This window comes from Streptomyces sp. CA-179760, assembly GCF_050937045.1.
Classification (GTDB): Bacteria; Actinomycetota; Actinomycetes; order Streptomycetales; family Streptomycetaceae; genus Streptomyces.
In genome coordinates this window covers 3,791,263-3,803,645 of record NZ_JBNJLZ010000001.1, presented here as the reverse complement: position 1 = coordinate 3,803,645, position 12,383 = coordinate 3,791,263, and the positions used below count along the sequence as shown (strand labels likewise).

Genomic DNA, 12,383 nt, shown 5'->3' with positions numbered 1-12,383 from the left:
GGCGCTCGGACGGGCGAGGGGGCCCGGTCCGACGACGGGTGCTCAGGTCGCCAGCGCACCTGAACCATCCCGTGGGGGGAAGTGCGTGCGCGTGGAAAAGTGGCGAGAAGACGCCCAACCCGAGTGGCCCGAGGCCGCGTCGGTGACTGGTGAACTCCCCTCGGACGGCAGAGTCCGTGACCGGAGAGCCACGCAGGCCTTCGCCGGGAGCGACCTTCAGGGGACCGCCCACCGGCTGCCCGCCGGGACGGAGATACTGCGCGGCATTCCCCGACAGAGCGAGGGCACGGCCGACTCGTTCGCCCCGGACCCCGTATCCCGGACCGCTGTCCGCGACCCTTGGCAGGAGCCGGAGGAAGCCGTCCAGTCCGAGCACAGCCACGACCCGCACGAGGTCACCGTCCAGCTCGACGCCGTGCAGCTCGGGGACGGTTTCGTCCGGCAGGTCGAGGAAGGCCCCGGCGCGGGCTCCGAAGCCGCCGCCGACTCACCCGTGTTCGTCGACGAGTCCGGCCGCCGCAGCCGCCGCTTCCGCCGGATCGGCATGGCCGTCGCGCTGGCCTGCGGGGTCTACGCGGTCGTCATCGTGGCCACGCTGATGTCGGGTAACTCCCAGGCGCCCTGGCTGCCCGTGCCGGGCCAGAAGGAGGCCCCGCCGGCCGGGCAGGTCGACACCCCGCCGGTGCCCGAGCGCTCGGCACCGGCCGACGGCACCGGCACCATCGCCCCGGGCAGCACGCCGACGACCGACGAGGGCACGGCACCCGCGCCCGGCGCGAGCGCCGGCGACCCCGTGGCCCCGGCGGCCCCCGGCCGTTCCGGCACGACCGCCAAGCCCTCGCCGTCCGCGTCCCGGACCACACCGGCCCCGGACACCGGCACCACCGACCCGGCCCCGAGCAAGCCGGCGGACCCGCCGAGCACGCCGGTGACCGAACCGACGCCGCCCGGCGAACCCACGCCCGTGCCGACCGAGACGACCGGCACCGGCGACAACGGCGGCACCGGCACGGTCGCCGATGGCCAGGCCACGACCCAGCCGGTCGCCCAGGCACCCGTGGCCGACCAGCCCGTGGCCGACCAGCCCGCGGCCGAGCCCCCGGCGGCCGACCAGCCCGCGGCCTGAGCGCTTCGCTGAAGGTGCCGCGAGGTGCCGCGGTTTCGTCCGCGGCACCGTCGTGGCCGGTCGCGCGATTCCCCGCGCCCCTTCAGGGCGCTGCCGTACCACCCGCTCCTCGCACCACCCGGAGTACTACCACCCATGGCATCCCGTACCCGCCGTACCGGGCGCGCGTCCCGAGCCCGTGGCGGCTCCAGGCGCCGCCGTCTGCCCATGCGCCTGCTGCTGCCCCTGCTGCTCCTCGTCGCCCTGATGGCGATGCTCATGCTGCGCGGCTACGTGCACAGTGAGATCCTCGCCGACCACCGGGTCGGGCCGCCCGCGTCGAGCGACCAGGTCCCGAAACAGATCCTGGAAGGCGGGCCCGTCATAGACACCCGGGAGGAGAAGCCGACCGCGCTGAAACTCCCGGACCGCGAGCTGGTGCTGACCTTCGACGACGGGCCGGACCCCGAGTGGACGCCCAAGGTCCTCGACATGCTGAAGAAGCACGACGCCCACGCCGTCTTCTTCATCACCGGCACCATGGCCTCCCGTTACCCGGACCTCGTCCAGCGCATGGTCGACGAGGGCCATGAGATCGGGCTGCACACCTTCAACCACCCGGACCTCGCGCTGCAGAGCAAGAGCCGGGTCGACTGGGAGCTCTCGCAGAGCCAGCTCGCGCTGGCCGGGGCGGCGGGCATCCGCACCTCGCTCTTCCGCCCGCCCTACTCGTCGTACTCCCACCTCATGGACAACAAGTCCTGGCCGGTGACCGAGTACATCGGCAGCAAGGGCTACATCACCATCGTCAACGACACCGACAGCCAGGACTGGCGCAGGCCCGGTGTCGACCAGATCATCCGCAACGCCACACCGAAGAACGGCGACGGCGCCATCGTGCTGATGCACGACTCCGGCGGCGACCGCTCCCAGACCGTGGCCGCGCTCGACCGGTTCATCTCGGGGCTGCAGGACGACGGCTACCGCTTCGACACCCTGACCGCCGCCCTCGACGCCCCCAGCGCGCACACCCCGGTCGCCGGGCTCGACGCGCTGAAGGGCAACGCGTGGGTCTTCCTGGTCCAGGCCTCCGAGAAGACGACCGGCGTTCTCGTCGCCGGGCTCGCCGTCGTCGGCGTGCTGGTCTTCGCCCGCCTCGGGCTGATGCTGATCCTCTCCGTCGCGCACGCCCGCCGTGTCCGCCGCCGCGGCTTCAGCTGGGGCGACACCGTCACCGAACCGGTGTCCGTCCTCGTGCCCGCCTACAACGAGGCCAAGTGCATCGAGCAGACGGTCCGGTCCCTCGTCGCGAGCGACCACCCCATCGAGGTGCTGGTCATCGACGACGGGTCGAGTGACGGCACCGCGCGCATCGTCGAGAACCTCGGCCTGCCCGGCGTACGCGTCATCCGCCAGCTCAACGCGGGCAAGCCCGCGGCGCTCAACCGGGGCATCGCCAACGCCCGGTACGACCTCATCGTGATGATGGACGGCGACACCGTCTTCGAACCGGCCACCGTCCGCGAACTGGTGCAGCCCTTCGGCGACCCGCGCGTCGGCGCGGTCGCGGGCAACGCCAAGGTCGGCAACCGGGACTCGCTGATCGGCGCGTGGCAGCACATCGAGTACGTGATGGGCTTCAACCTCGACCGGCGCATGTACGACGTGCTGCGCTGCATGCCGACCATCCCCGGCGCGGTGGGAGCCTTCCGGCGCAGCGCGCTGGAGCGCGTCGGCGGCATGAGCGACGACACGCTCGCCGAGGACACCGACATCACCATGGCCCTGCACCGCGACGGCTGGCACGTCGTGTACGCGGAGAAGGCCCTCGCCTGGACCGAGGCCCCCGAGTCCGTCCAGCAGCTGTGGTCCCAGCGCTACCGCTGGTCGTACGGCACGATGCAGGCGATCTGGAAACACCGCCGGTCCCTCGTGGAGAGCGGGCACTCGGGCCGTTTCGGGCGTGTGGGCATGCCGCTGGTGTCGATGTTCATGGTCGTGGCGCCGCTGCTGGCCCCGCTCATCGACGTGTTCCTGCTGTACGGGCTGGTGTTCGGCCCCACCGAGAAGACCATCGGCGCCTGGCTGGGCGTCCTCGCCGTCCAGGGGGTGTGCGCGGCCTACGCGTTCCACCTCGACAAGGAACGCATGACCCATCTGATCTCCCTCCCGCTCCAGCAGCTCCTCTACCGCCAGCTCATGTACGTCGTGCTGCTCCAGTCCTGGATCACCGCCCTCACCGGCGGCCGGCTGCGCTGGCAGAAGCTGCGGCGCACGGGCGCGGTCGGACTGCCCGGGCCGGGCAGCGGTACGCCCCAGCAGCCGGTGGGCGGGAGGCAGGCCTGATGACCACGCACCCCGAAGTCGTCGCCACCGCCCCGGAGGAGGAGCGCACCGGCTCCACCGGCCCCGTCCGCGACCGGTATTTCGACCTGCTGCGCGCCCTCGCCCTGTTCCGTGTCGTGCTGTACCACCTGACCGGCTGGGCCTGGCTGCCGCTGGTGTTCCCGTCGATGGGCGTGATGTTCGCCCTCGCCGGCAACCTCATGGCCCGCTCGCTCAAGCGCCCGCCCGTGCAGGTGATCCGAGGCCGGCTGCGCCGCCTGCTGCCTCCGCTGTGGCTGCTGGGCGTCGTCGGCGTCACCGGCATGGTCCTCCAGGGCTGGGGGCCGGACGCCGACGGCCATCCCGGCTGGTGGTGGCTCCACCTCACCTTCTGGATCGTCCCGCTCAGCGACCCGCCCTACGCCGCGGGGCTGCCCGGCGTCCACGGCTTCATCGGCGAGGACTGGGCCGCCGAACTCGCCGGCCCGCTCTGGTACATCCGCGCCTACCTCTGGTTCGTCCTGCTGTCCCCGCTGCTCCTGAAGGCCCTGCGCGCCCTGCCGGTGGTCACGCTCCTCGCGCCGATCGCCCTGGCCGTCGCCTTCGAGCACAGCTACCTCGCGCTGCCCGGCGAGCGGTTCCCCTCGGCGCTCACCGACTTCTCCACCTTCGGCGCCTGCTGGATCCTCGGCATGGCCCACCAGGAGGGCATCCTCAAGCGGCTGCCGCGCTACATCGTCCCCTCGGTGGCACCCGTCATCGCCCTGGCCGGCCTCTGGTACGCGCTGCACCACGACTTCGGCACCGGCAACGACCTGGACAGCATGCCCCTGGCGCAGGCCCTGTGGTCCTTCGGCACGGTGTTCCTGCTGCTGCACATCAGCCCGTCCTGGTCCGAGTGGCCGCGCAGGCTGCGCCGCTGGGCCGGGCCGATCACCCTGCTCAACTCCCGTGCCGTGACGATCTACCTGTGGCACAACACCTGCATCCTCGTCGCCGCGACCCTGTGGGACCGGCTGTGGGCGGTCACCGTGCTGGAGCAGAACGTCCCCGGGCTGCTGGAAAGCGTATGGCCGGTGCTGGTCCTGGTCTGGCTGCTGATCGGCGGGTGTGTCCTGGCGTTCGGCTGGGTGGAGGACCTGGCGGCGAAGCGGAGGCCCCGGTTGTGGCCCAGGAGTGAGCCCCGGGTGAGGGTTCGGGGGAGCAGGAGACGAGTGGTACGCGGCGGCTGATCCCCGTTCCCCCGGCGTTTCTCCGGTGTGGAAAACTGCCCGGGTTGCGCAGGTGAACGACTGGGATCAGTGACGGGCCGGGGGAGCAGTGGGATGAGCAAGCGGCAGACACAGAAGATGCTGCGGTTGATGGCGAGCGGAGAGCCGGTCGAGCTCACCAGCCCGATGGCGTCCGTGAAGAAGCTCGCCCGGCTGGCCTTCGTCGCCCAGCAGTTCGGCTACGAGTACGCGGACGTCCGGCAGAGCAGCGGCCGCAACGGCGCGCTCACGATGCTGATCCTGCCCGACCCCAGCCCGCACGCCCGGGCCCGGGCCGCGCAGAACTGGGCGCAGTATCCGAACGCCGCCGACGGTGTCGCGCTCCCGCCGCTCGTGCCCGACTCCTTCGAGCTCCTCAAGGCGCGTATCAACTTCGACCTCACCGGCAAGAGCGCCGAGAAGCGCATGGGCTACGCGGCCCTCGGCCTCACCGTCGGCTGCGTGATCCTCGCCCTCCGCTCCGGCGGGGATGCCTTCGCCTTCATCACCGCGGGCGTGATCTGGCTGCTCTTCATGGCGATCTTCGGCATCGGCCTCCTGGTCACCCGCAAGCGCAACGCGAAGTTCGCCGCGCGGCTGCAGGCGGCCGGCTTCATGCCCGTGACGGACGAGAACGGGCGGATGCGGTACCTGCCACCGGGGGCGCAGCTGCCCGGGCACGGCAACCCCTTCGGGGGTGGGGCGTACGGCGGTGGACCTTACGGCGGTGCGCCGGGGCAGGGCGGTGGAGTGCCTGGGCAAGCTGCGCCGGGGCAGGCGCCCGCAGGTTACGGACACCAGCAGCCGGGGCCGGCACCGGCCCCGGGGCCGTACGCCCAGCCCGCACCGGGGCCGTACGCCCAGCCCGCACCGGGGCCGTACGCCCAGCCCGCACCGGGGCCTTACCCGCCTCAGCCCGGTCCCGGACCCGGTGCGTACGGGGCACAGCCCCCTGCCGCGCCGTATCCGCCGCAGCCCCCTGCCGCGCCCTATCCGCCGCAGCAGCAGCCCGGCCCCTACGCGCCGCAGAACCCCCACTGGCAGCACCCGCAACGCTGACACGAAGCCACCGAACCTCTCATCCCGCCCGGGCCCGGGGTGAGAGCAAAGTTCCCTCGGGGTCACTCGATGGCACAGTCACGAAACGCGCCCTCCCTACCTTCGGAATCAGCCACTCGTCGTACGACCGAGTCCCGGAGCAAGTGGAGGCGTCATGACAAGCCCTGGCACGGCACCCGCACCCCCGAGCAGGGGCGGACGCTGGATCCAGCACTGGGATCCGGAGAACGAGACCTTCTGGAACGAGACCGGAGAGAAGGTCGCCCGCCGGAACCTCTTCTTCTCCGTTCTGTCCGAGCACATCGGCTTCTCGATCTGGACCCTGTGGTCCGTGCTGGTGCTCTTCATGGGCCCGGAGTACGGGCTGACCCCGGCCGACAAGTTCATGCTGACCTCGATGGTCACGCTGGTCGGCGCGGTCGTCCGCGTCCCCTACACCTTCGCCGTCGCGATCTTCGGCGGCCGGAACTGGACGATCATCTCCGCGGGGCTCCTGCTGGTCCCGACCGTCGCCGCGTTCACCGTGATGGAGCCGGGCACCTCCTTCTCCACCTTCCTGCTCGTCGGCCTGCTGGCCGGCATCGGCGGCGGCAACTTCGCCTCCTCCATGACCAACATCAACGCCTTCTTCCCGCTGCGGAAGAAGGGCTGGGCCCTCGGCCTGAACGCGGGCGGCGGCAACATCGGCGTCCCCGTGGCGCAGCTGGCCGCGCTCGCGATCATCGGCGCCGGCGGCGGCCCGCGTGTGCTGCTCGGGATCTACATCCCGCTGATCGTCGTGGCCGCCGTCATGGCCGCGCTCTTCATGGACAACCTGGAGAACGTCAAGAACGACACCGGCGCCGCCAAGGACGCCGCGCGGGACGCCCACACGTGGATCATGTCCGTCCTCTACATCGGCACCTTCGGTTCCTTCATCGGCTACAGCTTCGCTTTCGGCCAGGTCCTGCAGAGCCAGTTCGGCCGCACGCCGCTGCAGGCCGCGTACGTCACCTTCCTCGGTCCGCTGCTCGGCTCGCTGATCCGGCCCGTCGGCGGCTGGCTCGCGGACCGGTACGGCGGCGCGAGGATCAGCCTGTGGAACTACGTCGGAATGGGCGTCGCGACGGCGGTCCTGATCGGCGCGTCCATGGAGAAGTCGCTGGCGCTGTTCACCGGGGCGTTCGTGGTGCTGTTCGTGCTCAGCGGGCTCGGCAACGGCTCCACGTTCAAGATGATCCCGGGCATCTTCCAGAACAAGGCCCTGGCCAAGGGACTGCGGGGCGAGGAGGCCGCGGCGTACGGGCGCAGGCTCTCCGGTGCCTCCATGGGGCTCATCGGCGCGGTGGGCGCGCTCGGCGGTGTCGGCATCAACCTCGCCTTCCGCCAGTCCTTCCTCTCCTACGGTTCCGGCACCGGCGCGTTCGTCGCCTTCCTCGCCTTCTACGTGGTCTGCTTCGGAATCACCTGGGCCGTATACCTTCGACGTACGGCTCAGCGGGTACCCGCCACGACGGCGACCTCGGAGGCGAAGCCGCAGCTCAGCTACGCCAAGGTGTGAAGTAACACCGCGGACATCAAGCCGAACCGAGCCTGTCACGAGCCGTTGACAGGCTCGTTCGGCATACACGTACGCCGAACCCATGGAGTACGACGACTCGAATGCGGGACGAGAGCATGCACGAGGAACAACAGCGACCGGAACACGGCCCACTGGCGGGATTCACCGTGGGCGTCACGGCCGCGCGCCGGGCCGAGGAGCTGGGCGCGCTGCTCCAGCGGCGCGGCGCCACCGTCCTGCATGCCCCCGCCCTGCGGATCGTGCCGCTCGCCGACGACAGCGAGCTGCTGGCCGCGACGAAGGAGATCATCCACCAGGTGCCGGACATCGTCGTGGCGACGACCGCGATCGGTTTCCGGGGCTGGATCGAGGCCGCGGACGGCTGGGGTCTGGGCGAGGATCTGCTGGCGCGGCTGGGCGGCGTACGGATCATGGCGCGCGGGCCCAAGGTCAAGGGCGCGGTCCGGGCCGCCGGGCTGACGGAGGAGTGGTCGCCGTCGTCGGAGTCCATGGCCGAGGTGCTCGACCGGCTGCTGGAGGAGGGCGTCGACGGACTGCGGATCGCCATCCAGCTGCACGGGGAGCCGCTGCCCGGGTTCGTGGAGTCGCTGCGGGCGGGTGGTGCCGAGGTCGTCGGGGTGCCCGTCTACCGGTGGATGCCGCCGGAGGACATCGGGCCGGTCGACCGCCTCCTGGACGCGATCGTGTCCCGCGGCGTCGACGCGCTGACCTTCACCAGCGCTCCCGCCGCGGCCTCCCTCCTCTCCCGGGCGGAGGAACGCGGACTGCTCCCCGAGGTGCTGGCGGCACTCGGCCACGACGTCCTGCCGGCCTGTGTCGGGCCGGTCACCGCGGTGCCGCTGCAGGGCCACGGCATCGACACGGTCCAGCCCGAACGCTTCCGGCTCGGCCCGCTCGTCCAGCTCCTCTGCCAGGAGCTGCCCACGCGGGCGCGCTCGCTGCCGATCGCCGGGCACCGGGTGGAGATCCGCGGCCACGCCGTCCTGGTCGACGGCGACCTCAAGCCCGTACCGCCCGCCGGCATGGCCCTCCTGCGCGCCCTCTCCCGCCGCCCCGGCTGGGTCGTCGCCCGCGCCGACCTGCTGCGCGCGCTGCCGGGAGCAGGCCGCGACGAACACGCCGTCGAGACGGCCATGGCCCGCCTCCGCACGGCCCTCGGCGCCCCGAAACTGATCCAGACGGTGGTCAAACGGGGCTACCGCCTGGCCCTGGACCCGGCAGCGGAGACGAAGTACGCGGACGCGTGAGCCTGCGCGGGAGTTGTCAGCTGCTCGCTCTGGAGCGTGCATAACGTCGCTTCAGCTCGATCGTGTGAAGGTCGGCTTCTGTGCTTTGCGGCGTGATGGGCCGTTCGGGCTACGGTGCCGTGCGATCTGGGACGCCGGGTACGGCGCCAGTGTGCGGGGCCCCCGCTCCACCAGCGAGATGGCTCGGGGCCTCCCCGTCACCTTTGGCCGTACCCATATGGCCAGGTCGTGAGGGAGCCGGCCTCCCGGGATCGGACCACGCACCGGATGCGTGTCGCTGCCCCGGGGTTGAGTACGCCGGTGACCAGTGCGCCCAAGACCGTTCGGGGCGTGCGGCTGAGCAGGACCCACTTCCACTCAGTCCACAGGAACGGTTGAGCGGGATGCCGCCATTGACGCACGCGGCGTGCTCTGGCCGACGTGTGCCACCCCGTCGGGCCACGCGGCGGCCCGCGGAAGCCTCGGTGACATCGACGGTGGTCTCCCTCCCGGCGACGTCGATGATCCCTGGGGCGACCGTTGACGGGTCCTCCCCGGGGCGACCGCTGACGGGCCCGGGCGACCGCCGACGGCGCCGGGCGCCGGGCGCCGGCGTGTGTGCGACAGCGGCCCCCGCCTCCGCTCAGCCCGGGCGGGCAGCCGCCGGGCGCGGCAGCGCAGCGGGTACCGGCGGATGAGGCGTGCCCTGACCGGGCCTGAGGGCGTCGCGACTGGGCCGAGGCCACCGGGCCGGAGGGAAGGACGCCGTGCGCAGAGCTGGGCTGCTGCTCGGCCCACAGTCCGTTGCGGGCTTTCGGCGGCAGTGCGTCGTGGATCGCGTGCCGATGGATCAGCGGGTGCGCGGCCCGGGGCATGCGGCACCTCACCGAGGAACGCGGCCGGCAGGCGGCTCGCCGTAGAAGTACGCCGGGTTCGAGGGAGATGGCCGGGGCCCGGCGCAGGATCCGCGGCTGTGCCGGGCTGAGCTCCGGGCGGTCGACGCGGAAGCGCCGCGCGGCCGGGCTGGAGTTACCGACGTGCGAGGCCGCTCCGCGACTGCCCGGAGGCCCCGCCGTACGAGGCCGGTGTCGCGGCCGGCTCCGCGACACCGGCCGACAGGCGTCCGCGACACCGGCCGCCAAGGCCTCTCCGCGACACCGGCCGACAGGCCTTTCCGCGACACCGGCCGACAGGCCTTTCCGCGACACCGGCCGACGAGGCCCCTTCGCCAGCCGCCCCGGCGTACCGACCAGGCGGCTGCGGCGTACGGCCCCGGACCGCCCGGTGTACCGCCCCGGCAGCCCCGGCGTACCGCCCCGGACACCGACCCTGGCCGGAACCCCCGTCCCGGCGGGTCGGCAACCGGCGTCCGGCCCGTGCGGAGGGGTTTCCGGCGGGGGAGTGGGCAGGCACTGTATGAGGGAACGGTTTCCCAGCCCTCTCACTGGCATCTCACCGGCCCTCTCGCGACCGGGGTGAACCCCTAGGCGGTGACAGGCACATGGCATTGGGTACGGCCACGGCCCCGCACGAGCTGCGGTTCGATGCCGGGCGGATCTGCCTGGATCTGCTCTCCACCACGCATCCGGAGGAGCGGCTCGACTCCGTGGCCGTGCTGCGCGCCTGGATCACCGGCTCCGGTCTCGTCCCGGCGGACACCGCCCTGGTCCACGCCGACGCCGCCTGGCTCGCCGCCTTCCGCGAACTGCGCGACCAGGTAGGGAGGTTGGTGCGCGGCTGGTCGGCGCCCCGGGCCCGGACCTACGACTTCGCGCTCGCCCGCGTCAACGATCTGGCCACTCCCGCACCCCCCGCCCCACGCGCCGTCCGCGACGGAGACGGCGAGCTCATACGGCAGTTGGACGGCCCGCCCGACTGCGCCGCCCTGCTCGCGGCCGTCGCCCGGGACGCCGTGGACCTGCTCACCGACCCCGTCGCCCGCGCCGCGCTGCGTCAGTGCGAGGGCGACAACTGCCCCATCGTGTACCTCGACACCTCCCGGGGCGCAGGAGGCGCTGGTGCTCAAGTGAGGTCTGCGGGAACCGCGAACGGGTCGCCCGCCATCGCCGCCGCGCGGCACTCGGACGGGCTTAAGTCCCTTTTGCCCACCACGGCAAAGTCGTTGCGTGGCGGCGGCACTCAATTCCCCTGTCCTAAATGACACTTCTGCGAACGCACTGTCGAAGTGATTTCGATTACACGTCGTTTACCTACGCCACCGTAGGGAAGGCCTGGCTCGATCTTGCTCATGTGGCAGAAATGTGAAGATCGCGGGGTGGGAATGTGACTCCATGTCCAGCTCGTCACGTCATCTCGAAGAAATCTGTCACCTCTCGTTGAACGCCCAACCGCTCGCTTGCGTACGGCATGTGGAGCGACCGACTGGGGGAACCCCCGGACACCGGAGGTGGGCGTGCGCAAGGATTCCGTCGTGGCCAATGAACGTGCACCGAGGGCCCGACATCGCATGTCCCAGCCCTCGGAACCCGACGAGGAGCTGATGCGTGCTCTGTACAGAGAGCACGCCGGGCCCCTGCTCGCGTATGTCCTGCGACTGGTCGCCGGAGACCGGCAGCGTGCCGAGGACGTCGTGCAGGAAACCCTCATCCGTGCCTGGAAGAACGCCGGTCAGCTCAATCGGGCGACCGGATCGGTACGCCCCTGGCTGGTGACGGTCGCCCGGCGCATCGTCATCGACGGCCACCGCAGCCGGCAGGCCCGGCCGCAGGAGGTCGACCCGTCGCCGCTGGAGGTCATCCCCGCGGAGGACGAGATCGACAAGGCGCTGTGGCTGATGACTCTGTCGGACGCACTCGACGACCTGACTCCCGCCCACCGGGAGGTGCTCGTCGAGACGTACTTCAAGGGGCGTACCGTCAACGAGGCGGCCGAGACCCTGGGGATACCCAGCGGCACCGTCCGCTCGAGGGTGTTCTACGCCCTGCGTTCGATGAAGCTGGCACTGGAGGAGCGGGGGGTGACGGCGTGATGAGTGTTTACGGGGGTAACCAAGGGTTCGGTACGGGAGGCGTGGGTATGTCTGGACCCATGCAGGAATCCCCGGTGCCGAACGAGCACGAGACCGTCGGCGCCTACGCCCTCGGCATCCTCGACGACGCCGAAGCAACCGTTTTCGAAGCCCACCTCGCGGGCTGTGAATGGTGCGCCCAGCAGCTCGACGAGCTGGCCGGCATGGAACCGATGCTCGCCGCCCTCGCCGACCTGCCCGGTTCCGGCACGCCCGCGATCGGCGAGTCGCTGTCCGCGAAGCCCCGGCCGCGGGTGGTGGAGAAGCTCGTCGACGAGGTCGCCGAGCGCCGCGCCCAGAAGCGTCGCCGCAGCTTCTACATGGTGGCCGCGTCCGCCGCGCTGATCGTCGGCGGCCCCTTCGTCGCGGTCGCGGCGAACGGCGGAGGCGACGGCTCAGGCGCGGAGAACCGCCCGCTCGCCGCGAGCCCGGCCAAGGAAGCCTTCAACGGCATCTCCGACAAGATCACGGCCACCGACCCGACCACCAAGGTCACCGCGACGGTCGCCCTCCAGAAGAAGGACTGGGGCACCGGCATGGTCCTGGAGGCGAAGAACCTCAAGGGCCCGCTGAAGTGCGCCCTCGTCGCGGTCGGGAAGAACGGCGAGCGCGAGACCCTCTCCTCCTGGTCCGTCCCGAACTGGGGCTACGGCATCCCGGACGCCACGACCGAGAAGGCCAAGGAGCCGCTGTACGTCCAGGGCGGCGCCGCCTTCCAGCCCAACGAGATCGACCACTTCGAGATCGTGACCTTCGACGGCAAGCGTCTGGTCGAGGTCGACGCGTAGCCTTTCGGGGTCCCCTTCGCGTACGGTAGACGGCTGCCATG

General features: G+C 71.5%; 8 protein-coding genes and 1 pseudogene. All 9 read left to right on the top strand.

All coding sequences use genetic code 11. The features are described from left to right. Positions 1–142 precede the first annotated feature (142 nt). The 9 genes and pseudogenes from ACQEV8_RS16960 to ACQEV8_RS16920 all read left to right on the top strand — a co-directional run bounded on the left by ACQEV8_RS16960 (position 143) and on the right by ACQEV8_RS16920 (position 12,342). Positions 143–1,126: a hypothetical protein gene (locus ACQEV8_RS16960; protein ID WP_432961002.1), complete on the top strand. Its 984-nt coding sequence runs from the start codon at positions 143–145 to the stop codon at positions 1,124–1,126. Between the two features lie 135 nt (positions 1,127–1,261). Then, positions 1,262–3,451, top strand: a complete 2,190-nt coding sequence (locus ACQEV8_RS16955) for a bifunctional polysaccharide deacetylase/glycosyltransferase family 2 protein (protein ID WP_432961000.1) — start codon at positions 1,262–1,264, stop codon at positions 3,449–3,451. Next, on the top strand, positions 3,451–4,662 hold the full coding sequence (locus ACQEV8_RS16950) for an acyltransferase family protein (RefSeq protein ID WP_432960998.1): 1,212 nt from the start codon (positions 3,451–3,453) through the stop codon (positions 4,660–4,662). Before ACQEV8_RS16955 ends, ACQEV8_RS16950 begins: the two co-directional genes overlap by 1 nt. A gap of 93 nt (positions 4,663–4,755) precedes the next feature. Then, complete coding sequence (locus ACQEV8_RS16945) at positions 4,756–5,739, top strand: hypothetical protein (protein WP_432960996.1); 984 nt, start codon at positions 4,756–4,758, stop codon at positions 5,737–5,739. Positions 5,740–5,893: 154 nt separating this feature from the next. After that, the gene (locus tag ACQEV8_RS16940; RefSeq protein WP_432960994.1) at positions 5,894–7,279 is read left to right on the top strand and encodes a nitrate/nitrite transporter; all 1,386 of its coding nucleotides are present in this window, start codon (positions 5,894–5,896) and stop codon (positions 7,277–7,279) included. Between the two features lie 116 nt (positions 7,280–7,395). Continuing rightward, a complete protein-coding gene (locus ACQEV8_RS16935; protein ID WP_432972742.1) occupies positions 7,396–8,547 on the top strand; it encodes a uroporphyrinogen-III synthase in 1,152 nt (383 codons plus the stop codon). A gap of 1,480 nt (positions 8,548–10,027) precedes the next feature. Further along, positions 10,028–10,620, top strand: a pseudogene (locus ACQEV8_RS16930) (CGNR zinc finger domain-containing protein). Positions 10,621–10,993: 373 nt separating this feature from the next. After that, entirely contained in the window at positions 10,994–11,515 is a 522-nt protein-coding gene (locus ACQEV8_RS16925; RefSeq protein ID WP_010039908.1) for a sigma-70 family RNA polymerase sigma factor, read from the top strand. Further along, positions 11,515–12,342: an anti-sigma factor family protein gene (locus tag ACQEV8_RS16920; RefSeq protein WP_432960992.1), complete on the top strand. Its 828-nt coding sequence runs from the start codon at positions 11,515–11,517 to the stop codon at positions 12,340–12,342. Before ACQEV8_RS16925 ends, ACQEV8_RS16920 begins: the two co-directional genes overlap by 1 nt. The last annotated feature ends 41 nt before the right edge of the window (positions 12,343–12,383 follow it).